General features: G+C 65.3%; 21 protein-coding genes. 5 read left to right on the top strand and 16 right to left on the bottom strand.

Annotated features, from left to right (window positions below; translation table 11 throughout):
• The first annotated feature begins 87 nt into the window (after window positions 1-87).
• Entirely contained in the window at window positions 88-477 is a 390-nt protein-coding gene (locus TQ29_RS14815; RefSeq protein ID WP_054539784.1) for a hypothetical protein, read from the top strand.
• Here TQ29_RS14815 and TQ29_RS14820 read toward each other — a convergent pair.
• Genes TQ29_RS14820 through clpS form a run of 3 tightly spaced genes read right to left on the bottom strand, consistent with a single transcriptional unit; the run spans window position 474 to window position 2,661 of the window.
• A complete protein-coding gene (locus TQ29_RS14820; protein ID WP_054539785.1) occupies window positions 474-1,283 on the bottom strand; it encodes an SDR family NAD(P)-dependent oxidoreductase in 810 nt (269 codons plus the stop codon). The genes TQ29_RS14815 and TQ29_RS14820 overlap by 4 nt on opposite strands.
• A gap of 40 nt (window positions 1,284-1,323) precedes the next feature.
• Entirely contained in the window at window positions 1,324-2,322 is a 999-nt protein-coding gene (locus TQ29_RS14825) for a class I SAM-dependent methyltransferase (RefSeq protein ID WP_054539786.1), read from the bottom strand.
• Window positions 2,323-2,340: 18 nt separating this feature from the next.
• Complete coding sequence (clpS, locus tag TQ29_RS14830) at window positions 2,341-2,661, bottom strand: ATP-dependent Clp protease adapter ClpS (protein WP_052071493.1); 321 nt, start codon at window positions 2,659-2,661, stop codon at window positions 2,341-2,343.
• A 154-nt stretch (window positions 2,662-2,815) separates the two neighbouring features.
• Between clpS and TQ29_RS14835 the strand changes: the two genes are divergently transcribed.
• On the top strand, window positions 2,816-3,517 hold the full coding sequence (locus tag TQ29_RS14835; protein ID WP_054539787.1) for an HAD family hydrolase: 702 nt from the start codon (window positions 2,816-2,818) through the stop codon (window positions 3,515-3,517).
• A 250-nt stretch (window positions 3,518-3,767) separates the two neighbouring features.
• A complete protein-coding gene (locus TQ29_RS14840; RefSeq protein WP_082386761.1) occupies window positions 3,768-5,129 on the top strand; it encodes a D-alanyl-D-alanine carboxypeptidase family protein in 1,362 nt (453 codons plus the stop codon).
• Window positions 5,130-5,235: 106 nt separating this feature from the next.
• Here TQ29_RS14840 and ccoS read toward each other — a convergent pair whose 3' ends face one another.
• The 8 genes from ccoS to ccoN all read right to left on the bottom strand — a co-directional run bounded on the left by ccoS (window position 5,236) and on the right by ccoN (window position 13,315).
• Window positions 5,236-5,394, bottom strand: coding sequence for a cbb3-type cytochrome oxidase assembly protein CcoS (ccoS, locus tag TQ29_RS14845; RefSeq protein WP_037209769.1), 159 nt, complete (start codon window positions 5,392-5,394; stop codon window positions 5,236-5,238).
• Window position 5,395: 1 nt separating this feature from the next.
• Window positions 5,396-7,588 carry a heavy metal translocating P-type ATPase gene (locus TQ29_RS14850; RefSeq protein ID WP_054539789.1) on the bottom strand — a complete coding sequence of 731 codons (2,193 nt, stop codon included), beginning with the start codon at window positions 7,586-7,588 and terminating at the stop codon, window positions 5,396-5,398.
• A gap of 4 nt (window positions 7,589-7,592) precedes the next feature.
• Complete coding sequence (locus TQ29_RS14855) at window positions 7,593-8,051, bottom strand: FixH family protein (RefSeq protein WP_054539790.1); 459 nt, start codon at window positions 8,049-8,051, stop codon at window positions 7,593-7,595.
• The gene (gene ccoG / locus TQ29_RS14860) at window positions 8,048-9,478 is read right to left on the bottom strand and encodes a cytochrome c oxidase accessory protein CcoG (RefSeq protein ID WP_054539791.1); all 1,431 of its coding nucleotides are present in this window, start codon (window positions 9,476-9,478) and stop codon (window positions 8,048-8,050) included. The genes TQ29_RS14855 and ccoG overlap by 4 nt, the downstream gene beginning before the upstream one ends.
• A gap of 413 nt (window positions 9,479-9,891) precedes the next feature.
• Complete coding sequence (ccoP, locus tag TQ29_RS14865) at window positions 9,892-10,764, bottom strand: cytochrome-c oxidase, cbb3-type subunit III (RefSeq protein ID WP_054539792.1); 873 nt, start codon at window positions 10,762-10,764, stop codon at window positions 9,892-9,894.
• The gene (locus TQ29_RS14870; protein WP_037209723.1) at window positions 10,761-10,970 is read right to left on the bottom strand and encodes a CcoQ/FixQ family Cbb3-type cytochrome c oxidase assembly chaperone; all 210 of its coding nucleotides are present in this window, start codon (window positions 10,968-10,970) and stop codon (window positions 10,761-10,763) included. The genes ccoP and TQ29_RS14870 overlap by 4 nt, the downstream gene beginning before the upstream one ends.
• A gap of 9 nt (window positions 10,971-10,979) precedes the next feature.
• Window positions 10,980-11,705, bottom strand: a complete 726-nt coding sequence (gene ccoO / locus TQ29_RS14875; RefSeq protein WP_054539793.1) for a cytochrome-c oxidase, cbb3-type subunit II — start codon at window positions 11,703-11,705, stop codon at window positions 10,980-10,982.
• Window positions 11,706-11,716: 11 nt separating this feature from the next.
• On the bottom strand, window positions 11,717-13,315 hold the full coding sequence (gene ccoN / locus TQ29_RS14880) for a cytochrome-c oxidase, cbb3-type subunit I (protein WP_054539794.1): 1,599 nt from the start codon (window positions 13,313-13,315) through the stop codon (window positions 11,717-11,719).
• 204 nt (window positions 13,316-13,519) lie between these two features.
• Here ccoN and TQ29_RS14885 point away from each other — a divergent pair, with 204 nt between their 5' ends.
• On the top strand, window positions 13,520-14,359 hold the full coding sequence (locus TQ29_RS14885; protein WP_037209726.1) for a universal stress protein: 840 nt from the start codon (window positions 13,520-13,522) through the stop codon (window positions 14,357-14,359).
• A 31-nt stretch (window positions 14,360-14,390) separates the two neighbouring features.
• On the opposite strand, the gene fnrL is transcribed toward TQ29_RS14885, so the two are convergent.
• Window positions 14,391-15,137, bottom strand: coding sequence for a transcriptional regulator FnrL (gene fnrL, locus TQ29_RS14890; protein WP_037209727.1), 747 nt, complete (start codon window positions 15,135-15,137; stop codon window positions 14,391-14,393).
• 62 nt (window positions 15,138-15,199) lie between these two features.
• On the opposite strand from fnrL, the gene hemN reads away from it, so the two are divergent.
• The gene (gene hemN / locus TQ29_RS14895; protein WP_054539795.1) at window positions 15,200-16,555 is read left to right on the top strand and encodes an oxygen-independent coproporphyrinogen III oxidase; all 1,356 of its coding nucleotides are present in this window, start codon (window positions 15,200-15,202) and stop codon (window positions 16,553-16,555) included.
• An 18-nt stretch (window positions 16,556-16,573) separates the two neighbouring features.
• Here the strand turns inward: hemN and TQ29_RS14900 are convergent, their stop codons facing one another.
• From TQ29_RS14900 to TQ29_RS14915, 4 genes are read right to left on the bottom strand one after another with little or no spacing between them, the layout of a single operon-like run.
• Window positions 16,574-18,184, bottom strand: coding sequence for an ABC transporter ATP-binding protein (locus tag TQ29_RS14900; RefSeq protein ID WP_054539796.1), 1,611 nt, complete (start codon window positions 18,182-18,184; stop codon window positions 16,574-16,576).
• Window positions 18,181-19,296 (bottom strand): ABC transporter permease, encoded by a 1,116-nt coding sequence (locus TQ29_RS14905; protein WP_173585967.1) that lies wholly within the window; start codon window positions 19,294-19,296, stop codon window positions 18,181-18,183. The genes TQ29_RS14900 and TQ29_RS14905 overlap by 4 nt, the downstream gene beginning before the upstream one ends.
• A complete protein-coding gene (locus tag TQ29_RS14910; protein ID WP_054539798.1) occupies window positions 19,293-20,447 on the bottom strand; it encodes a microcin C ABC transporter permease YejB in 1,155 nt (384 codons plus the stop codon). The genes TQ29_RS14905 and TQ29_RS14910 overlap by 4 nt, the downstream gene beginning before the upstream one ends.
• A gap of 21 nt (window positions 20,448-20,468) precedes the next feature.
• Window positions 20,469-22,283 (bottom strand): extracellular solute-binding protein, encoded by a 1,815-nt coding sequence (locus TQ29_RS14915; protein WP_235974493.1) that lies wholly within the window; start codon window positions 22,281-22,283, stop codon window positions 20,469-20,471.
• Between the last annotated feature and the right edge of the window lie 44 nt (window positions 22,284-22,327).

Genomic DNA, 22,327 nt, shown 5'->3' on the forward strand with positions numbered 1-22,327 from the left:
TGCCAGCCTGTCGCGCCGCGTGCCAAAGCGTTTTGTATGCGGCACGAGAGCGCCTATATAGGACGGAACCCGAACAGGAGCCCGCCGATGCGTCGCCTTGCCCTTTTGCTGTTGCTGCCACTGGCGGCCTGCGCCACCCCCCGCGAACGCTGTGACAGGGCCGCGACCGAGGATCTGAGGGTGGTGGGCGCGCTGATCGTCGAGACGGAGCAGAATATCGCCCGCGGCTATGCCATTCAGCAGGAAGTGCGCGAACGGCCCAGGCTGACCTACTGCTGGGGCGGGCGTGGCGGCGATGGCCATTTCGGCTATGCCTTCTGCAATGACACCGAGACCTATACGGTGGACAGGCCGGTGGCGATCGATCTGGATGAGGAACGCGCGAAGCTGGCGACGCTGAAGCGGAAATACACGGAGCTGAAGAAACGCTCGGCCCTGGATCTGGCGGCCTGCGCGGTGAACTATCCCGAAACCTAATGCGCCGGGGCGTTGACCGGGTCCAGCAGGGTGCGGCCGCCATCGACGGTGATGATCTGCCCGGTCATGAAGGACGCGCCGTCGGAGGCCAGGAACTGCACCGCCTCGGCCACCTCGCCAGGTTTGGCGATCCGGGCCATGGGCGTGTGTTCCCGGATATCGGTGCGATAATCGGAATTTTCCTTCAGCGTGCTTTTCAGGCTGGAGCTGAGCACCGAGCCGAAGGCGACCGCGTTTACCCGGATGCGTTCGGGAGCCAGCGCCACCGCCAGCGAGCGGGTCATCTGATCCAGCGCGGCGCAGCTGACCGAATAGCCCATCAGTTCCGGGTGGGTGCGGCGCGCGGCGATGGACGACAGGTTGACGATAGCCCCGACACAACTGTCTTCGTTGCCGGCCTCTTCGGCCTGTTTGATCATCCGCCGCGCGATGCACTGGCTGAGCCGCAGGCTTGTGAGCAGGTTTTGCTGCAGCAGCACCTCGACCGCGTCGTCATCCGGGTTCAGCGGATCGGAGGGGATCATCTGGCGGCTGGCGTTGACAAGGATATCGACGCGTTCGAACGCATCCAGCGTGGCCGACAGAAGGTTGGCGATGGTCAGCCTTTCGCGCAGATCCCCGGCGAAGAAGCGGATGTTTTCCTCTTTGGCGGCATCGGCGCCGATCTCTTCGATCAGGCGCGCCTCATCCATATCGGCGAACATCACGTTGGCGCCCTGATCAGCGAAATGGCGGGCGATGGCCAGGCCGACGCCATGTGCGGCGCCGGTCACGATGGCGGTTTTGCCGGCGATGGAGAATGACATGGCCTAAGCTCCTGATTCCTTGGGGTAAGACTAGCGGGTTTCACCGCGCCCGGCGAGGCGGGCCCGAGCGCCGTGCCGCATGCAGCACCTTGAATGCCGTGTCACCGGCCACTTCTTCGACATCGCGGAACAGCGTTTCAAGACTGCGTTCATAGGGCAGATGCCGGTTGGCCACCACCCAAAGCTGACCGGCGGGCGTGAGCATCCGCGCGGCGGCGGCGAGGAACGCCACGCCAAGCGCCGGCTCGGCGGTGCGGCTGGTGTGGAACGGCGGGTTGGAGATGACCACATCGAACAGCGTTTCGGGCTGGAACTGCGTGGCGTCGGCCCAGTGGAACCGGGCACGCGGATCGGTGATATTGGCCTTTGCGCAGGCCAGCGCGGCATGCTCGGCCTCGATCAGATGAATCTCGGTGATGTCGGGCCGGGTGAGCGCCTGCGCCGACAGATAGCCCCAGCCGGCGCCCAGATCGGCCACCCGCCCCTTCAGCCGCGCGGGCAGCGCCGCCGCCAGCATGGCGGAGCCGCGATCGACGCCATCGGCGGAAAACACGCCCGGCGCGGTACAGAAACCTTCGGCAAGGCGGGTCGGCCCATCGGGGGCCCAGTCGGCAAAGGCGTCGGCATCCGCGATGAGCCGGAACAGCTTGCCATGCGCCATCGACAGCGGCGCGCCCACTTCAGCGCGTTTGCGGCAATCGCGGAACAGGCTGTCGACACCGTCGGTCTTTTGCCCGTCTACCAGAACCGGGCCGCCGCCTGTCAGGGCCACCGCCTCGGCCACCAGCGCGCGGGCCTCGGCCTTGGCGCGGGGCACGCAGACCAGCGCGGCGGCATAGGGGCCTTCGGCCGTGGCCGAACAGCGATAGCCGCGCGCGGCCCAGGCATCATGATCGGGCCGGAAGCCCTGAATGATATGCACGCGATCCTTGGGAAGCGCCGACAGATCGGCATCGGCGCGCGGCCGGAACACGGCAATCGCACCTTCACCGGGCAGCGGCAGGCCAGCAAGCGCAAGGGTAAGTCGGCTGTCACGCATGAGCGGGCGCGCGGCGCCCTATTCCTTTTCCATCGTGCATTGCAGCGGATGCTGATGGCGGCGGGCGAAATCCATCACCTGCGCCACTTTCGTCTCGGCCACTTCGAAGGAGAAGACCCCGACCACCGCCAGCCCCTTTTTGTGGACCGTCAGCATCAGCTCGAACGCCTGGGTGTGGCTGAGGCCGAAGAACCGCTCCAGCACATGCACGACGAATTCCATCGGCGTGTAGTCGTCATTCAGGATCAGCACCTTGTAGAGCGGCGGCCGTTCCGTTTTCGGACGGGTCTTGGTGATGACGCCCGCGTCATCATCCGTCTGGCCCTTCTTGTCGGACATCATATGAGGATGGCGTCTGACCACACTCTCGCTCCGCATGTTTCGGATGGTTTCGTCTTGCGACCACATATATATGGCACAAGGCCCATCTGAAAAGGGGGCGGGGGCGATGCGGGCCCCGAACTGGCCCCTGGACCGAAGGAGACCGGCAAAAATGCCCCGGAACCTGACCACAATCGGCTTCGATGCGGATGACACGCTCTGGCAGAACGAACAGTTCTTCCGCATGACCCAGGAGCGATTCGCCGAGCTTCTGGCCGATTTCGCCGAGCCGGACCATCTTCAGGCGCGGCTGCTGGCGGCGGAAAAGCGCAACCTCGGGCATTACGGGTTCGGCGTGAAGGGGTTCGTGCTGTCGATGATCGAAACCGCCATCGAGGTGACCGAAGAGCGCGTGCCCGCCGCCGTGATCGGCAAGCTGCTGGCGGCCGGGCAGGACATGCTGAACCACCCGATCGAGCTGCTGCCCCACGCCCGCGCGGCGATCGAGGATCTGGCGCCCCGGTTCCGCATCCTGCTGATCACCAAGGGCGACCTGCTGGACCAGGAGCGCAAGCTGGCGCAATCGGGGCTGGGCGAGCTGTTCGACGGGGTCGAGATCGTCTCGAACAAGACCGCCGCGATCTATGCCGATATCTTCGCGCGTCACGGCGACGGCGCGGACCGGGCGATGATGGTCGGCAACTCGCTGCGCTCGGACGTGATTCCGGCGCTGGAGGCCGGGGCCTGGGGCGTGTTCGTGCCGCACGGCATAACCTGGGCGCTGGAACATGCCGAACCGCCGCTGGCCCGGCCCCGGTTCCGCGAACTGCCCGATCTGAAAAATCTGCCCCGGCTGATCGAGGAGCTGGCCTGACATCTGGTGGCTGCCCGGCGGCCCGCCCCAAGATGTTGGCCACACGTAAGCTTCGCTCGCAAACACCTTGAATATTTGGTGTTTTCCGGGGCCTTGCCTTGTGGTACGCTGCACTCAATCAAGAAAAAGCCGACCGGAAAAATCCGGCGGCGCGAGGCAGTAAAAGGCGTTAGCCGTGCAGATATTGGGACAGTGCGCCCGCCAAGGGCTTATTTTCATTTTTCTCGGGTTCGTGATGGTGGCCGGCACGATGCCGGGCATGGCCGCGCCCTATGCGGCGATGGTGATCGACGCGCGTTCGGGCGAGGTGCTGCATTCGCGCAACGCCGATACCCCGCTGCACCCCGCCTCGCTGACCAAGATGATGACGCTCTACATCGCGTTCGAGGCGATCGAGAATGGCGAGATCTCGCTCGATACCGCTGTGCGCATCTCGCAAAATGCCGCGGCCGAACCGCCCTCCAAGCTGGGCCTGCGCGCCGGGCAGACGATCAAGCTGCGCTATCTGATCCGGGCGGCGGCGGTGAAATCGGCCAATGACGCGGCCACCGCCATCGGCGAGGCGATCGAGGGCAGCGAAGCCGCCTTCGCCCGCCGCATGAACCGCACCGCCAAGGCCCTGGGGATGAGCAGGACAACCTTCAAGAACGCCAACGGCCTGACCGAGGACGGCCATCTGTCGACCGCGCGCGACATGACGACGCTGGGGCGGCACCTGTTCTACGACTATCCCGATTACTACAACCTGTTCTCGCGCATCACCACCGATGCGGGGATCAAGCAGGTGGCCAGCTCCAACCGCCGCTTCCTGTCCAGCTACAAGGGCGCCGACGGCATCAAGACCGGCTACACCCGCGCCGCCGGGTTCAATCTGGTGGCCTCGGCCGAACGGGGCGGCGAGCGCATCATCGCCACCGTGTTCGGCGGCCGCTCCTCGGCCACGCGCAACGCGCAGGTGGCCGAACTGCTCGATCTGGGCTTCAGCCGCGCCCCCACCCGGGTGGCGGTGCGCAAACCGGCGCGCCCGCCCTATCTCGGCAGCGGCAAATCCGGCGCAACCATCCGCGTGGCCACGACGCTCAGCAGCTCGACCCGGCCCAGAACCCGGCCCGGAACCGGCGCCGCCGAGATGCCGCAGGAACTGCTCATCGCCCTGCGCGACGATATCCGCGATGCGGTGGAGCTGGCCAACAGCACCCCCGCTGCCGCCGCTGCGCCCCCTGCCCCCGAAAGCGCCACTCTTGAACTGGCCGCCGTCTCCATCCCGGCGATCCCGCCCAAACCCCGCCCCGCCGTCGCCACCGCCACCCCGGCCGTCGCGATGACCGCCCCGCCGGAGGCGCCAGAGGTCGTGACCCGCATGTCCAGCTCGAGCGGGCGCCACTGGGGCATCAACGTCGGCCGCTACGGCACCCAGTACGAGGCAGAGCGCGTGCTGCTGGAAACCGCGCTCAAGGAGCTCGGCGCGCTGGACGAAGCCCTGCGCAAGGTCAACCGCTCCAGCCGCGGGTTCGATGCCAATTTCGTGGGCATGACCAAGGAACAGGCCGCACTTGCCTGCCGCCGCCTTCAGGCCTACGGCTCCGATTGCGATACGTTCGGCCCGTCCTGACGGCCGGCCCCTTCATCTTTCCCGAAATATCCCCGCCGGAGGCAGACTCGCGCCCGCAGGGCGCATGAAGCCGTGGCCCGGAACGGGCCTCGATCCGGCGGCGTGCTCAGGGTCTGGGCTGATCGTCCCAGTCATCGCTCAGGATGCGCCGGCTGTCGCCCTCGGGGTCGTCGAACTGCCGGCTGCGCAGCGCCCAGAAGAACGCCGCCAGCCCCAGCCCGCCCAGAAACAGCGAGATCGGGATCAGGTAAACCAGAATCTGCATGTCAGGACCGCAGCCGCAGCGCGTTCAGCGACACGCTGATCGAAGAGGCCGACATCGCAAGCGCCGCCGCCAGCGGCGTGGCAAAGCCCAGAAGCGCGATCGGCACCGCGATCATGTTGTAAAGCGCGGCGATGGTGAAATTCTCCTTGATCCGCCGCGTCGCCTTTTTCGCCGTTACCGCCGCCTCGGCCAGCGGCGCCAGATCCGCGCCCAGCAGCACGATGTCCGACGCGACCCGTGCCGCATCCAGCGCCGTCGCCGGCGACACCGAGACATACGCCGCCGTCAGCGCCGCCGTGTCGTTCAGCCCGTCGCCCACCATCAGCACCCGGTGGCCCGCATCGCCCAGCGCGCGCACCCGCGCGGCCTTGTCGGCGGGCAGCGCCCCGGCCACCCAGTTTTCGATCCCCAGCCGCGCGGCCATATCCGCCACCGGCCCCTCGGCATCGCCCGAGATCAGATGCACCGCCTTGCCCTGCGCGCGCAGGGCGCGCACCGCCTCTTCGGCGCCGGGGCGCAGGCTGTCGGCGAAGGTGAATTCGATCGGGGCCGCCGCGCCGATGCGCAGCCAGGCCGCCGTGTTGCGGCCCGGTTCGGCGCCCAGCCATCCCGCCCGGCCAAAGCGCACCGTCTCGCCCGCCCATGTCCCTTCGACGCCGTAGCCCGGCACCTCGTGCACATCGGTCACCCGTGCGGGCTGAATGCCCGCCCGGCGTGCCGCATCGGCCAGCGCGGCGGCCAGCGGATGCGCCGATCCTGCGGCCAGCGCCAGCGCCACCTCCAGCTCGCGCCGGGGGTGATCGCCCAGATTGGTGGCCTCGGGTGCGCCGAGGGTCAGGGTGCCGGTCTTGTCGAAGACCACGGTATCGACCTCTGCCAGACGTTCCAGCGCGGTGCCGTCCTTGATCAGCATGCCGCGCTTGAAGAGCCGCCCGGAGGCCGCCGTCGTGACCGCCGGCACGGCCAGACCGAGCGCGCAGGGGCAGGTGATGATCAGCACCGCCACCGCGATGTTCAGCGCCAGCCGCACATCGCCGCCCGATTGCACCAGCCAGCCGATGAAGGCGAAGAGCGACAGCAGATGCACCCCCGGCGCATAGATCCGCGCGGCCCTGTCGGCCAGCGAGGTATAGCGGTTGCGCGCGCTTTCGGCCATCGCCACCAGATCGGCCATGCGGTGCAGCGAGCTGTCCTCGCCCGCCGCCGTCACCCGCACCGAGAGCGGGCCGGTCAGGTTGACCTCGCCGGCGCAGACCACGGTGCCCGCCCCGGCGAAGGCGGGCAGGCTTTCGCCGGTCAGAAGCGAACGGTCGATTTCCGACTGCCCGTCGGTGATCACGCCATCCACGGGCACGCGCGCGCCGGGTTTCACCCGGACGATATCGCCCACCGCCAGTTCGGCGATGGAAACGGTCTGCTCGCCCGTATCGGTGATCTTCAGGGCGCGCGGCACTTCGAGCGCCGCCAGCTCCTCGGCTGCGGAACGGGCCACGGCGCGGGTGCGGTGATCGAGATAGCGGCCCGCCAGCAGGAAGAAGGTCAGCGACAGGGCCGCGTCGAAATAGGCATGGGCGCCCGATTGCGTCACCTCGTAGAGCGACATGCCGGCGGCCAGCAGGATCGCCAGCGAGATCGGCACATCCATGTTCAGCCGTTTCGCCGCGAGCGCGCCCCAGGCGTTGCGAAAGAAGGGCTGGGCCGAGAACGCGATGGTGGGCAGGGCGATGGCGGCGGAGACCCAGTGGAACAGGTCGCGCGTGGCGTCAGCGGCGCCCGACCAGACGGCGACCGACAGCAGCATCACGTTCATCATCGCAAAGCCCGCCACGGCCAGCCGCATCAGGATGTCGCGCCCGGCCTTGTCGGTGGCGGTGGCCGACAGCATGCCGGGATCAAGCTCATGCGCCTCATAGCCCAGACGGTCGAGCACGGCGATCAGGCCGGCGGCGGTGACGTCGGGCTCGGCCTCGACGCTGACGCGTTTCAGCGTCAGGTTCACCCGGGCCGAACGGACGCCCGGTTCGGCGGCCAGCCCGCGTTCCACGGCAGAGATGCAGCCCGCGCAATGGATCGTCGGCAGTGACAGCAGCAGCCGCGCCTCGGTGGGGTCGTCGGCCTTTGCCAATGCCTCGGCGGCCGGGGCGACGGCGCAGGCCGGGCAGGCAGCCGGGCGGGGGGGGAAGGCGGCGGTCATGCGGTCAGCCCTTCACGAAAAGATCCAGCCGCTGGCGGAAGGGCGTGCCGTCTTCGGCGGTCGCCTCGAGCAGCATCATCCATTTGCCGCGCCCCAGCGTCACCGGCGCGGTGTAGCGGCCGGCATAGCCGGTGAATTCCGGCCGGATGTCATCGCGCGCTTCGGTGGTGCGGCCGATCAGAACGGTGAAATCCCTGGGCACCACGGTGCCGCCATTGGCCTGGCGGAAGTTCAGCACCAGCTCGCCCTCGGCATAGCCGCTGTCGACGACCCAGCCCAGCCCCTCCTGCGCGTCGCGGCGGGTGTCGAACTCCTGACTGGCGACGTAGGAGTTCTTGACCTCCAGCCCGGGAAAGGTGTCGACGGCCAGAAAGGCCATCACGAGGTTGACGCCGATGATCACCGAAAAGGCCGATACCGTGATGATCAGAACGGTGCGCCCGGTCAGCGGCTTGTCGGTCATTGCTCTCTCCCGTTGAACACGGTGCCGGCAGAGGCGCGCTCCTGCGCTTCCACATCCTCGACCCAGATCTGCAGATCGGTGCGGGCCGATTGCGCGGCGGCGCTGCCTGCGGGGGCGGTGACGTAGACGCGCTGCAGTTTGGTCGCGTCGGCGGGCACGATCACAGTTTGATCGCCCGAGCCTTCCAGATCAACGATGAATTCGGCATCCGATGTCGCAGTGACCAAAAATGCCCGATCCTCGCCCTGCTTGTTGCGCAGGCGCACGTCATAGGTGTTGCGGATCGACCCGTCGGACAGGGTGACGAAGGTCGGGTTACGCACCGGCGACACGGTCAGATCCACCTCGGAGCGGATGAACAGCGCCACCAGAAGCGCCACGCCCACCGAGGACCACAGCGCGGTGTAAAGGATGGTGCGGGGACGGAAGACATGTTTCCAGACCGATTTCGGCGGCTTCCCCGCGCGCTCGCGCGGCTCGTCGGTCAGGGCCATGTAGTCGACCAGCCCGCGCGGCTTGCCGATCTTGTCCATCACGTCGTCGCAGGCGTCGATGCACAGCGCGCAGGTGATGCAGGCAAGCTGTTGCCCGTCGCGGATGTCGATGCCCATGGGGCAGACGTTGACGCAGGCGTTGCAATCGATGCAATCGCCGAGCTGATCGGCATCGGCGGCCTTGCGGTGTTTGCCGCGCGGCTCTCCGCGCCAGTCGCGATAGGCGACGGTCAGGGTGTCTTCGTCCATCATCGCGGCCTGGATGCGCGGCCAGGGACACATGTAGATGCACACCTGTTCGCGCATGAAACCGCCGAAGGTGAAGGTTGTCAGGGTCAGCACCGCGATGGTGCCATAGGCCACGGGGCTGGCATCGAGGGTGACGAGGTTGCGCAGCAGCGTCGGCGCGTCGGTGAAATAGAACACCCAGGCGCCGCCGGTGGCCACGGCGATCATCAGCCACAGCGCCCATTTGGTGATCCGCAGCCGCGCCTTGCGCGCGTCCCAGGGTGCATTCCACAGCTTGACGCGCTTGTTGCGGTCGCCTTCGACCCAGCGCTCGACAAGGATGAACAGATCGGTCCAGACCGTTTGCGGGCAGCCATAGCCGCACCACACCCGCCCCAGCGCCGAGGTGAACAGGAACAACCCCAGCCCCGCCATGATCAGCAGCCCGGCGACGAAGTAGAATTCATGCGGCCAGATCTCGATCCAGAACATGAAGAAGCGCCGGTCGGCCAGATCCACCAGCACCGCCTGATCGGGCAGGTTGGGGCCGCGATCCCAGCGGACCCACGGGGTCAGGTAGTAGATGCCCAAGGTCAGGGCCATCAGCCACCATTTGAGGGTACGGAACGGGCCGCTGACACGGCGCGGAAAAATCGGTTCGCGCGCGGAATAGAGGGGTTCTTCGGTAGGTTCTGTCGTGCTCACGGACGTGCTCCGGCTCCTGTTCGCGGTTCGGCCCTTGTCGCAGCGATACGGGGGCGTCACATTGACCTAAGTCAAAGGTGTATCGCAAAGTCAGGATGCCGCGCCAGCATGGCCCGCGGGTGGACAGAACCGGCCTTGTCCGGTAGAAAATAAACACCGGCCCCCTGGAAACGCGCGAACAGGACGGGGGCCGGTGTTTTCAACCGGGAGCTTGGGTCCCCCTGTTGTATTCCCATGTTATGTGCCGCCGGGGAAGCCGACCTTGATTTGCGTCAAGCCGCGGTTTCCCGCCGCGCGCCTTGCCTGCCCGCCCTGCGATTTGCCGGAATAATCGCACCGGCCCCCTGGAAACGCGCGAACAGGATGGGGACCGGTGCTTTCAACCGGGGGGCTTGCGCCCCCCGGAAGCCGTTTTACTCGCCGCCGCCAAGCTGGTGGACATAGGTGGCCACGGCGCGGATGTCGGCCTCGCTCAGCCGGGCCTGCCATGTCGGCATGACCCCGAACCGGGCGTTGGTGACGGTAAAGGTGATCGCGTCCTCGCTGCCGCCGTAGAGCCAGATCGCGTCGGTCAGGTTGGGCGCGCCCTGGAACCTGTCACCGGTGCCGTCTTCCATATGGCAGGCCGCGCAATTGTCCAGGAACACCGTCTCGCCAGGCGCGGCGAGCGCCGCGTCGTGATCCTGGCCCGAGAGTTTCCGGACATATTGCACGACCTGGGCGATCTCTCCCTCCTCAAGGATCTCGCCGAACACGGGCATCTCGGAATAGCGGGCATCGGGGTCCTGCTCGTTCCGGATACCATGTGTGATGGTCAGGTGGATATCTTCGATCGTGCCGCCCCACAGCCAGTCGTCATCCAGCAGGTTGGGATAGCCCGACGCCTGTACCCCGGCCGCACCCGAGCCGTGGCACTGGGCGCACCAGGTCTGGAACACGGCGGCGCCGGCGTTGACCGAATAGTTCATCAGCTCCGGGTCGCCGGGGATCTCGGTCAGCTCGGCGCTGACCAGCCTGGCCTCGATCGGGGCGTTCATCGCGTCGAACCGCTCGATTTCCTTGGCCACGTTGGCGCGGGTCGAATAGCCCAGGATGCCGGGCGTGGCCTTTTTGACCAGGGGCCAGGCCGGATAGGCGATCGAATAGAGCAGCGCGTAGACGATGCAGGCATAGAAGGTCCAGAGCCACCAGCGCGGCAGCGGGTTGTTGAACTCTTCGATCCCGTCCCAGGAATGGCCGGTGGTTTCGACCTCTCCGGGTTTGTTGTTGGTCTTGTCGGTACTCATGTCCGCGCCTCCTTGATATGCGCGCCGTTCTTTTCGTCGTCGCAGGCGGGTTTCTTCTCGTGGCGGAACGGGATGTTCGCGCTGTCCAGATGTTCGGCGGTGCTGCCGGGGCGGAAGACCCAGATGATCATGCCGACGAAGAACAGCGCCAGGGCAAGCAGCGCCCAGCTGTCGGCGAACATGCGAAGCAGGGAATAGGTATCCATCTTCGCCCCCTACCGGTTCGCCACAGGCTCGAAGGTCGAGAAATCAACCAGCGTGCCGAGCATTTGCAGATAGGCGATCAGCGCATCCATTTCCGAGATGCCCGGCGCGCCGTCGAAGTTGCGCACCTGCGCACCCGGATAACGCTCGAGCAGACCGTCGGTATCGCCCCAGGGGTCGATCTGGACGGTGAAATCGGCCACCGCGTTTTCCAGCATCTCGTCGGTATAGGGCACGCCCACCACGCGATGCGTCTTCATCGAGTCGGCGATATACTTGCCGTCGATCATCTTGCGCTCGAGGAAGGCGTATTTCGGCATCACCGATTCCGGCACGACCGACTGCGGGTTGCGCAGGTGATCCACGTGCCATTCGTCGGAATAGCGGCCGCCCACGCGGGCCAGATCGGGCCCGGTGCGTTTGGAGCCCCACTGGAACGGATGGTCATACATCGATTCCGCGGCGAGGCTGTAGTGGCCGTAACGCTCCACCTCGTCGCGCATCGGGCGGATCATCTGGCTGTGGCAGACATAGCAGCCCTCGCGGACGTAGACATCACGCCCGGCCAGTTCCAGCGGCGAATAGGGGCGCACGCCTTCGACCTCTTCGATGGTGTTTTCGAGGTAGAAGAGCGGTGCGATTTCCACGATCCCGCCGATGGTCACGACCAGAAAGCTGAACACCAGAAGCAGCGACGCGTTCTTCTCGATGATTTTATGTTTGTCGAGGATAGCCATTGCTGTCGTCCTTATTCAGCCGGAACCACACCGGGCGCTTCGGCTTTCGCCGAAACCGAGGTGACGGTTTTCCACAGGTTGACGCACATGATGATGCCGCCGGCAAGGTAGAGCACCCCGCCCAGCCCACGCACCACGTACATCGGGAATTTGGCGGCCACGGTGTCGGCGAAGGAGTTCACCAGGAAGCCCTGCGCGTCGACTTCGCGCCACATCAGGCCTTCCATGATGCCCGACACCCACATCGACGAGGCGTAGAGCACGATGCCGATCGTCGCCAGCCAGAAGTGCCAGGAGACCATGGAGAGGCTGTAGAGCCGCTCGCGGTTCCACAGTTTGGGCACCAGGAAGTAGAGCGCGCCGAAGGTGATCATGCCGTTCCAGCCAAGCGCGCCGGAATGCACGTGGCCGATCGTCCAGTCGGTGTAGTGCGACAGGCTGTTGACCGCCTTGATCGACATCATCGGGCCCTCGAAGGTGGACATGCCGTAGAAGCCGACGGAGACCACCATCATGCGGATGATCGGATCGGTGCGCAGCTTGTCCCATGCGCCCGAAAGCGTCATCAGGCCGTTGATCATCCCCCCCCAGGACGGCATCCACAGCATGATCGAGAACACCATGCCCAGCGTCGAGGCCCAGTCGGGCAGCGCGGTGTAGTGCAGGTGGTGCGGACCGGCCCAGATATACAGGAAGATCAGCGCCCAGAAGTGGATGATCGACAGTTTGTAGGAATAGACGGGGCGTTCGGCCTGTTTCGGCACGAAGTAATACATCATCCCCAGAAAGCCCGCGGTCAGGAAGAAGCCCACGGCGTTATGGCCGTACCACCACTGGGTCATCGCGTCCTGCACACCGGCGAAGACCTGCACCGACTTGGAGCCGAAGATCGACACCGGAACGCTGAGGTTGTTGACCACATGCAGCATGGCGATGGTGACGATGAAGCTCAGGTAGAACCAGTTCGCCACGTAGATGTGCTTTTCCTTGCGCTTGAAGATCGTGCCCATGAACACGGCCAGATAGGTGACCCAGACGATGGTCAGCCACCAGTCGACGTACCATTCGGGCTCGGCGTATTCCTTGGATTGGGTGGCGCCCAGCAGATAGCCGGTGGCGGCCAGCACGATGAACAGGTTGTAGCCCCAGAAGACGAACCAGCCGGCGTTGCCGCCCCACAGCCGCGCCGCCGAGGTACGCTGAACCACGTAGAAGGACGTGCAGATCAGGGCGTTGCCGCCAAAGGCGAAGATCACCGCCGAGGTGTGCAGCGGGCGCAGCCGCCCGAAGTTCGAATAGCCCTGTGCCCAGTCGAAGTTCAGCGCCGGAAAGGCAAGCTGGAATGCGATGAACGTGCCCACGGCAAAGCCGACGACGCCCCAGAAGGCGGTGGCGATGACACCGGCCCGCACGACGCCGTCCATGTAGCCGGTATCCGGCGCCGGTTTCGGCTCTCCGGTGGTGCGTACCGTCCACAGGAACATGCCGCCGGCGACCAGCATCACCGTCAGCGCGTTCACCAGATAGGCGGCATCGCGGGCATAGTTGGCAGCGATCGCGGCAAGCAGCGCGATAATGCCAAATATGGCCAGTTTAAGATAATCCCACATCCTGCGTCCCTTCGTCCTTCCCGTTCCGATTCGTCCCGGCACGGGGCAATTTTCCACATTTTGTGGTATGCCGCTCCGGGCCGGCGGCAACCTTGATCCATGTCAATGCGCCATGGGTTGCCGGTTGATCTCGGTCAAGGCTGCCAATTCGTCGCAGGGATAGGTTATGTCTAGGATGTCAACCAGTCCCAAAGGAGTGTTCCGGTGGCTTACAAGACGATTCTGACGGTTGTGACCGACCCAAAACTTGAAACCGCCGTGCTTGATCAGGCGATCCAGCTTGCCACGCGTGAAGATGCTCATCTGGATATCCTGTGTCTGGGCATCGACCGGACGCAGACCGGCTATTACTACGCCGGCGCGAATGCGATGCTGCTGCAGGAAACCCTGAAGAAGGCGCAGGAGGATTCCGCCGCGATCGAAAAGGCGGTGCGGGCGCGGATGGCGCCGGAAACCGTGCGCTGGTCATCCGAGGCGGCGGTGGCGCAGATTGCCGGCCTGTCGAACCTGGTGGCGCATCGGGCGCGGTTTTCCGATCTCGTGGTGGTTCCCAAACCCTATGGCGAGGGAAAGGGCATCGAGGACGAGGCAACGGTGGAGGCGGCGCTGTTCGACGGCCGCGCGCCGGTTCTGATCATCCCGCCCAAGACCGACGCGGATGCGATGGGCCAGCGCGTCGTCGTTGCCTGGAACGAAAGCACGGAAGCGCTTGCCGCCGTGCGCGCGGCGCTGCCGATGCTGCAGGCGGCGGATGTGGTGAACATCACCGTCATCGACCCGCCGCAGCACGGGCCGGACCGGTCGGACCCCGGCGGGCTGCTGTCGCAGATGCTGGGCCGCCACGGGGTGCGGGCCGAGATCGCGGTGCTGGCCAAGACCATGCCGCGCATTTCAGACGTGCTGAACCGCCATGTGCAGGATATCGAGGCCGACATGGTGGTGATGGGCGCCTACGGCCATTCGCGTTTCCGCGAGGCGATCCTTGGCGGCGCGACCCGCAGCATGCTGGAAAACGCCGAGGTTCCGGTGCTGATGGCCCACTGACCGGGCCGCTGACACAGCGGCCGGCGGCTTTTCAGGCGAAAACGCCGCCGTCCGTATCATCGCCGGTTTCGTCCAGCAGGCGCTCCATGTCGGGAACGGTGACGTGGCGCTTGCCTTCGAGTTCGATCACGCCATCGCGCTTGAGCGCGGAGATCTGGCGGCTGACGGTTTCCAGCGTGAGGCCCAGGTAATCGGCCATCGCCTCACGCGTCAGCGGCAGGTCGAACACGACCTGGCCGCGGGAGTTGGAGAGTTTCAGCGTGGCATCGCGGCGGGCGATGATGGCCAGCAGGCTGGCGATCTTTTCCCGCGCGGTCTTGCGGCCCAGAAGCAGCATCCATTCGCGGGCCGCGTCCAGCTCGTCCAGCGTCATCTCGAGCAGGCGCTGGCCGATATGCGGCGTGTTCATCATCATGTCTTCGAAAGGCTTCTTGCGGAAACAGCACATGGTCAGGCGGGTGGTCGCGGTGACGTCATAGGCGGCCTGGTCGCGGCCGGGGCGGCCGACGAAATCGGAGGGCAGCAGCAGGCCCACCATCTGGGTGCGGCCGTCTTCCATGGTCTGGGTCAGCGTGGCGATCCCCTCGACGACCGACGCGACGAAATCCATCTTGTCACCCGACCAGATGACGGTCTGACCGGCCTCGTAGGTCCGGTAGTACTTCATCTCTTCCAGAAGCTTCAGCTCATCCGATTCGCAGCGCGCGCACACGGCACGGTGGCGAATCGGGCAGTCGCCACAATCTATATGTGTGCGGACATTTTCTTGTAGTGCCATCGCGGTGTCTCACTTGATTTCGATCAAAGTTGTGACCGTTTTCCACCCATACACGTAAGTCAATGACTATAGAATCGCAACTTATGCGGCTCGGTCTATTTGACGCGCGTGTCCCAAGGTATACCAGTTACCCTACGGCACCAAATTTTTCCGCGTCGGTGGACGAGGCTGCCTTTGGGGGGTGGATCGACCAGATCCCGCCCGCGTCGCAGGTTTCCCTTTATATCCACGTTCCGTTCTGCAGCCGTTTGTGCTGGTTTTGCGCCTGCCGGACACAGGGAACGCGCAGCGTCGGGCCGGTGCGGGCCTATCTGGATACGCTGAAGGAAGAGATCGCGCAGCTTGGCCGCCGCCTGCCCGAGGGGCTGCGCCTGGCGCGGCTGCATTGGGGTGGCGGCACGCCCACGCTTTTGTCGGCCGACATGATGCGCGAACTGGCGGATGCGATCTTCGCCGTGCTGCCGCTTGCCGAAAACGCCGAATTCTCGGTCGAGATCGACCCGAACGAGATCGACGCCGGCCGGCTCGACGCGCTGGCGGCGGCGGGGATGAACCGCGCCTCGATCGGGGTGCAGGATTTCGACCCCGAGATTCAATCGGTCATCGGGCGCATTCAAAGCTATGAGGTGACGCGCGACGCGGCGCAGATGATCCGCGACCGCGGCATCGCCAGCCTGAACGCGGATATCCTGTTCGGCCTGCCCCACCAGACCAAGGAGCGGATCGCCGACAGCGTGCAGAAGCTGCTTACGCTCGCGCCCGACCGGGTGGCGCTCTACGGCTATGCCCATGTGCCGTGGATGGCCAAGCGCCAGCAGATGATCCCGTCGGAGGCGCTGCCGACCCCGGAAGAGCGGCTGGGCCTGTTCGAAACCGCCCGGCGGCTGTTCTTGTGGGACAATTACCACGAAATCGGGATCGACCATTTCGCCCGCGCCGGCGACGGGCTGGAGATCGCCCAGCGCACGGGGCGGCTGCGGCGGAATTTTCAGGGCTATACCGATGACACGTCGGAGGTGCTGATCGGGCTTGGCGCCTCTTCGATCTCGCGCTTTCCCGAGGGCTATGCCCAGAACCTGCCCGCGACCTCGGAATATACCGGGCGCATCCGCGAGGGCCGTTTCGCCACCGGGCGCGGCCATGTGTTCAGCGAGGATGACAGGCTGCGCGCGCGGCTGATCGAGGCGCTGATGTGCGACTTCCGCATCGACGCGGCCGAGATCAGGGCGCGGTTCGGCATCGCCGAGGAAAAGCTGAAAGAGCTGTTCCGCACGGTTGCCAGCGGATTTCCCGACATGATCGACCTGAGATCCGGCGGCTTCGCCATTCCGCCCCATGCCCGGCCGTTGACCCGGATGATCGCGCGCGGCTTCGATGCCTATGACCTGTCGAACGCGGGCCACAGCTCGGCCATCTGAGCCGCAGCGGGCGCGCGGTTACGCCTCCAGCGCCTGCCCCGGCTTCAGATCGAAGGCCGCCTGCATCAATGTGCGCGTATAGGCCGATTGCGGATTGTTGAAGATCGTGTGGCTGTCGCCCGACTCGACGATATCGCCCTGTTTCATCACGATCACCTTGTGCGACAGCGCGCGCACCACCTTCAGATCGTGGCTGATGAACAGATAGGCGAGCCGGTACTTCTGCTGCAGCCGCCGCAACAGCTCTACGATCTGCACCTGCACCGTCATGTCGAGCGCCGAGGTCGGCTCGTCGAGCACCAGAAGCCTGGGCCGCAGGATCATCGCGCGGGCGATGGCGATGCGCTGTCGCTGGCCGCCGGAAAACTCATGCGGGTAGCGGTGCATCATCGCCGGGTCCATACCGACCTCTGTCAGGATGTCGGCCACCATCCGGCGCTTGTCCTGGCCCTTCTCGACCCCGTGCACGCCCAGCCCCTCGGCCACGATCTGTTCCACCGTCATCCGCGGCGAGAGAGAGCCGAACGGATCCTGAAACACGATCTGCATGTCGCGGCGCAGCGGGCGAAGCTGCCGGGTTTTCCAGCCCTGGATATCCTGCCCGTCGAAATGAATCCCCCCTTCGGAAGAGATAAGCCGCATGATCGCCAGCGCCAGCGTGGTCTTGCCGGAGCCGCTTTCGCCGACCACGCCCAGCGTTTCGCCGGCCCGCACCGAGATCGACGCCTCGTTCACCGCCTTCACATGGCCCGCGACGTGCCGCATCAGCCCGCGCTGGATCGGAAACCAGATGCGCAGCGCATCGGTGCGCAGCACCTCGGGGGCGCCTTCGGGCACCGGACCGGGCAGGCCCGCCGCCTCTGCCGCCAGCAGCATCTTTGTATAGGGGTGCTGCGGATCGTCGAAAATACGGGAGGTCGGCCCGGATTCGACGATCTCGCCATCCTTCATCACGCAGACCCTGTCGGCAATCTTGCGCACGATGCCAAGGTCATGGGTGATGAACAGCATGCTCATCCCCTCTTCGCGCTTCAGCCCGGCCAGAAGCTCGAGGATCTGGGCCTGGATGGTCACGTCCAGCGCGGTGGTCGGTTCGTCCGCGATCAGCAGGCCCGGACCGTTGGCCAGCGCCATGGCGATCATCACGCGCTGCCGCTGCCCGCCCGAAAGCTGGTGCGGATAGGCGCCCAGCCGGCTTTCGGGATCACGGATGCCGACCTTTTCCAGCAGTTCGAGTATCCGCGCCCGCACCGCCGGGCCGCGCAGGCCCTGATGCAGCACGATGCTTTCGGCCAGTTGCTTTTCCAGCGTGTGCAGCGGGTTGAGCGACGTCATCGGCTCCTGAAAGATGAAGCTGATGTCATTGCCGCGCACCGCGCGCAGCCGGGCCGCATCGGCCCCCACCATCTGATCGCCGTCATAGGTGACAGAGCCGCTGACGCTGGCGCTTTCGGGCAGCAGCGACACGGTGGAAAGCGCGGTGACGGATTTGCCCGACCCGCTTTCACCGACCAGCGCGACGGTTTCGCCCCGGTTCACATCAAAGGACACGCCCCTGACGGCGACATGATCGCGCCCGTCCTGCCGGAAGCTGACGTTCAGGTCGCGGACCTGCAACACACCGCTCATTGAAAGGTCTTTCTGGGGTCGAACGCGTCGCGCACCCCTTCGAAGATGAACACCAGCAGCGACAGCATCAGCGCGAAGGTGACAAAGGCGGTGAAGGCCAGCCAGGGCGCCTGCAGGTTCTGCTTGGCCTGCAGCGTCAGTTCGCCCAGCGACGGGGCCGAGGACGGCAGGCCGAAGCCGAGGAAATCGAGCGAGGCCAGCGTGCCGATGCCGCCGGTGATCAGGAAGGGCAGCATGGTCAGCGTGGCGACCATGGCATTGGGCAGCATGTGCCGGAACATGATCACCCGGTTCGACACCCCCAGCGCGCGCGCGGCGCGGACATATTCGAAATTGCGCGCCCGCAGGAATTCGGCCCGCACCACGCCCACCAGCGCGGGCCAGCCGAACAGCGCCGTCAGGAACACCAGCAGCCAGAAGCTGCGCCCGAGGATCGCGAACAGGATGATGATGATGTAAAGCTGGGGGGTCGATGTCCAGATCTCGATGATCCGCTGAAAGATCAGGTCGGTCCAGCCGCCGAAAAACCCCTGCACCGCCCCCGCGACGATACCGATGGCCGAGGCGACCGTGGTCACGATCAGGGTGAAGATGATCGACAGGCGGAACCCGTAGATCACCCGCGCCAGCACATCGCGCGCGGTATCGTCGGTGCCCAGCAGGTGATCCCGATCGGGGGCCGAGGGCGCGGTGCCGCCGATATCGTTGATCGTGGCATAGCTGTAGGGGATCGGCGGCCACAGCAGGAACCCTTTTTCGATCGGCGCGCCAGCGATGGCGCCGTCCTGCGCATCCTCGATCAGCGCCTCGGGGTCGTCCCAGCACTCGAGCAGGCCGCCGGTGACGATCAGGCACTGGATTTCGATATCGCGGTAGACCGCCTCGGTGCGCAGATCGCCGCCAAAGGCGGTTTCGGGATAGAAATTGTAGATCGGCACGAAGGTTTCGCCGCGATAGCGCACGAGGATCGGCTTGTCGTTGGCCAGCACCTCGGCGAAGAGCGACAGGCCGAACAGCACCGAAAAGATGATCAGCGACCAATAGGCGCGGCGGTTGCGCGTGAAGTTGCGCCAGCGGCGGCGATTGAGCGGCGAGAGGGCGAACATGCTCATGTCTCCCTGCTTTCGAAATCGATGCGCGGATCGACCAGCACATACATCAGATCCGACAGGATCCCGACCAGCAGCCCGATCAGGCCAAACACGTAAAGCGTGGCGAAGATCACCGGGTAATCGCGGGCCACCGCGGCCTCGAACCCCAGCCGGCCCAGCCCGTCGAGCGAGAAGATGGTTTCGATGATGATCGAGGCGCCGAAGAAGACGCTGATGAACAGGCCCGGAAACCCGGCGATGACGATCAGCATCGCGTTGCGGAAGACGTGGCCATAGAGCACGGCCCGCTCGCTCAGCCCCTTGGCGCGGGCGGTGATCACATATTGCTTCTTGATCTCGTCCAGAAAGGAGTTCTTGGTCAGCAGCGTCAGCGTGGCGAAGCTCGAGATCGTCGAGGCGACGACCGGCAGGGTGATGTGCCAGAAGTAATCGCCGATCTTGTGGAGCAGGCTGAAATCCTCCCACCCGTCGGAGGTGAGGCCGCGCAGCGGGAACCAGCGGAAATACGAGCCGCCCGCGAACAGCACCAGCAGCAGGATGGCGAAGAGAAAGCCGGGGATGGCATAGCCCAGGATGATGGCGCCGCTTGTCCAGGTGTCGAACGGGGTGCCGTCCTTGACGGCCTTGCGGATGCCCAGCGGCAGCGAGACCAGATAGGCGATCAGCGTCGACCACAGGCCCAGCGTCAGCGAGACGGGCATTTTCTCGATCACCAGGTCGATCACCGAAACCGAGCGGAAATAGCTCTCTCCGAAATCGAAGGTGATGTAATTGCCCATCAGGATCAGGAAGCGTTCCACGATCGGAATGTCCTGCTTTTCGCATTCGGGCGCGGCGATATCCGGCGCGCCCTCATAGCCCTCGGCGCAGACGATGCGGGCAAAGCCCATCTGTACCTCGAGATCATCCAGGAAATCCTGCGGCAAGCCGCGCGCGCCGACATAGCGGTCTGCCGCCGCCTGCCCCATCGTCTCGCCGACATCGCCGCCCCCGGCGATGCCCTGAAACACATCCCCCTCGCCCTGCACCTGGGCGATGATCTGTTCGATCGGCCCGCCGGGGACAAACTGGGTAAGCGTGAAGTTGATGATCATGATGCCGATCAGCGTCGGGATGATCAGCAACAACCGCCGAAGGATATAGGCGCCCATTGGCTTTTACTGCTCTTTTTATCAGAAGGCCCCTGCGGCCTTCAGTTTTTCTGCCTTTTCGGCACTGTACCACCAGAAATCCAGATGGCCCAGCGCATAGGGCGGCAGCGGATCGGGATGTTCGTACATGTCGTAATAGGCCACCGTGTAGGCATCCTTGTACCACTGCGGGATGCGGAACCGCTCGGCCCGCAGCACCCGGTCGAGCGCCTTGACGGCCACGATCAGCTCTTCGCTGCTTTCCGCCCCGATCACGGTGTCGATCAGGCTGTCCACCGCCGCGCTTTTCAGGCCCATCTTGTTGAACACCGAGGTATCGGCGGTTTCCGAGCCGAAATACTGTTTCAGCCCGTTGCCCGGCACATAACCCATCGCCAGGTGATCGGTGATGATGTCGAAATCATAGCTGCGTTCGCGGTTGGTGGCCTGGGCACTGTCGACCCGCTCCATCCGCGCGTCGACGCCGAGGCGGCGCAGGTTCTCGACATAGGGGTTGATCACCCGGTCGAAGGTCTGGCTGTCGTTCAGGAACTCCACCCGCAGCGTCTCTCCGGCGGCGTTGCGGCGGATGCCGTCATCCCCGACCGGCCAGCCCGCTTCGTCGAGCAGGGCCGAGGCCGCGCGCAGGTTGCCCCGGTCGAGCTGGCGCGAGGCCGAAGACACGGTGGGCGAGACCGGCGGGCCATCCAGCACCCCCTCGGGCAGAAGCTCGGCCAGCGGCTCGAGGATCGCCAGCTCTTCGGGCGAGGGCAGCCCCTCGGCGGCGAGATAGCTATTTTCCCACAGGGAATCGACGCGGCTGTAGATGCCGTAGAACAGGGTTTCGTTGGACCATTCGAAATTGAACATCATCTCGATCGCCTGGCGTACACGCGGATCCTGAAACTGCGGGCGGCGCAGGTTGATCAGGAAGGCCTGGCCGGTGGCGATGGCCCCGTCGGGAAGCTCGGCCTTTTTCACCCAGCCCTTTTCCACGCCGGGGAAATTATAGCCGGTGGCCCAGATCTTTGACGAGGCTTCATCGCGGAACGTGTAGTTGCCGGCCTTGAACCCTTCGAAGGCGGCGTTGTAATCGGCGTAATATTCGCGGCGGATACGGTCGAAATTGTTGCGCCCGATGTTGATCGGCAGATCGGCGCCCCAGTAATCGGGATTGCGCCGGTAGACCGCGCGCTTGCCCACGTCCAGCTCGTCGAGCACATAGGGGCCGGAGCCGAGGAAGGGCTCCAGCGAGTTTTCCTCCAGGTCGCGGCCGTTGGCCTCATAATCGGCCTTGGAGAAGATCGAGAGCCCCCCCACCATCTGCGGCAGGTCGCGGGTCGGCACATCCTCCTTGAAGGTGAATTTTACCCGGTGCGGGCCCAGCACCTCGGCGCTTTCGACCTGACGGGCGAGGACCGCGCGATAGCTGGGCAGGCCCTTGGCCCGGAACAGCTCGTAGGAAAACACCACATCCTCGGCCGTCAGGGGCGAGCCATCGGAAAACCGCGCCTCGGGGCGCAGGTTGAAGATCACCCAGCGCCGGTCTTCGGGGTATTCGAGGCTTTCGGCCAGCAAGCCGTAGGAGGCGCTGGTTTCATCGGCGGTGCCGGCCAGCAGAGATTCATAGGGGAGCGACGACAGCCCCTCGGCCCGGCCCTTGGTGGAAAAGGGGTTCATCGAATCGAAGGCGCCGAAGCCCCAGATCGAAATCTCGCCGCCCTTGGGCGCCTCGGGGTTGACGTAATCGAGATGCGGGAAATCGGCGGGATATTTCAGATCGCCGAAGGTCGAGATGCCGTGGGATGTGATGACCCCATCCTGCGCGCGGGCGGCGAGCGCCGTCATCAGCAGCATCAGGGCAAGGACCGTGGCGGCCAGGGCGGCGCGGAAAGGGGCCG

Origin of the sequence: Actibacterium sp. EMB200-NS6 (genome assembly GCF_001305615.1) — a bacterium.
Taxonomy (GTDB): Bacteria; Pseudomonadota; Alphaproteobacteria; order Rhodobacterales; family Rhodobacteraceae; genus Actibacterium_A; species Actibacterium_A naphthalenivorans.

What these genes read in the sequence shown, in the direction of transcription:
- clpS (WP_052071493.1), bottom strand. Translation starts at nt 2,661, where the DNA reads ATGTCCGACAAGAAGGGCCAGACGGATGATGACGCGGGCGTCATCACC.
- TQ29_RS14900 (WP_054539796.1), bottom strand. Translation starts at nt 18,184, where the DNA reads ATGAGCGGTGTGTTGCAGGTCCGCGACCTGAACGTCAGCTTCCGGCAG.
- TQ29_RS14905 (WP_173585967.1), bottom strand. Translation starts at nt 19,296, where the DNA reads ATGAGCATGTTCGCCCTCTCGCCGCTCAATCGCCGCCGCTGGCGCAAC.
- TQ29_RS14855 (WP_054539790.1), bottom strand. Translation starts at nt 8,051, where the DNA reads ATGACCGACAAGCCGCTGACCGGGCGCACCGTTCTGATCATCACGGTA.
- TQ29_RS14825 (WP_054539786.1), bottom strand. Translation starts at nt 2,322, where the DNA reads ATGCGTGACAGCCGACTTACCCTTGCGCTTGCTGGCCTGCCGCTGCCC.
- ccoN (WP_054539794.1), bottom strand. Translation starts at nt 13,315, where the DNA reads ATGTGGGATTATCTTAAACTGGCCATATTTGGCATTATCGCGCTGCTT.
- TQ29_RS14870 (WP_037209723.1), bottom strand. Translation starts at nt 10,970, where the DNA reads ATGGATACCTATTCCCTGCTTCGCATGTTCGCCGACAGCTGGGCGCTG.
- ccoP (WP_054539792.1), bottom strand. Translation starts at nt 10,764, where the DNA reads ATGAGTACCGACAAGACCAACAACAAACCCGGAGAGGTCGAAACCACC.
- TQ29_RS14835 (WP_054539787.1), top strand. Translation starts at nt 2,816, where the DNA reads ATGCCCCGGAACCTGACCACAATCGGCTTCGATGCGGATGACACGCTC.
- TQ29_RS14820 (WP_054539785.1), bottom strand. Translation starts at nt 1,283, where the DNA reads ATGTCATTCTCCATCGCCGGCAAAACCGCCATCGTGACCGGCGCCGCA.
- ccoO (WP_054539793.1), bottom strand. Translation starts at nt 11,705, where the DNA reads ATGGCTATCCTCGACAAACATAAAATCATCGAGAAGAACGCGTCGCTG.
- TQ29_RS14850 (WP_054539789.1), bottom strand. Translation starts at nt 7,588, where the DNA reads ATGACCGCCGCCTTCCCCCCCCGCCCGGCTGCCTGCCCGGCCTGCGCC.
- TQ29_RS14915 (WP_235974493.1), bottom strand. Translation starts at nt 22,283, where the DNA reads ATGCTGCTGATGACGGCGCTCGCCGCCCGCGCGCAGGATGGGGTCATC.
- TQ29_RS14815 (WP_054539784.1), top strand. Translation starts at nt 88, where the DNA reads ATGCGTCGCCTTGCCCTTTTGCTGTTGCTGCCACTGGCGGCCTGCGCC.
- TQ29_RS14910 (WP_054539798.1), bottom strand. Translation starts at nt 20,447, where the DNA reads ATGGGCGCCTATATCCTTCGGCGGTTGTTGCTGATCATCCCGACGCTG.
- TQ29_RS14840 (WP_082386761.1), top strand. Translation starts at nt 3,768, where the DNA reads ATGCCGGGCATGGCCGCGCCCTATGCGGCGATGGTGATCGACGCGCGT.
- fnrL (WP_037209727.1), bottom strand. Translation starts at nt 15,137, where the DNA reads ATGGCACTACAAGAAAATGTCCGCACACATATAGATTGTGGCGACTGC.
- hemN (WP_054539795.1), top strand. Translation starts at nt 15,200, where the DNA reads ATGACTATAGAATCGCAACTTATGCGGCTCGGTCTATTTGACGCGCGT.
- ccoS (WP_037209769.1), bottom strand. Translation starts at nt 5,394, where the DNA reads ATGCAGATTCTGGTTTACCTGATCCCGATCTCGCTGTTTCTGGGCGGG.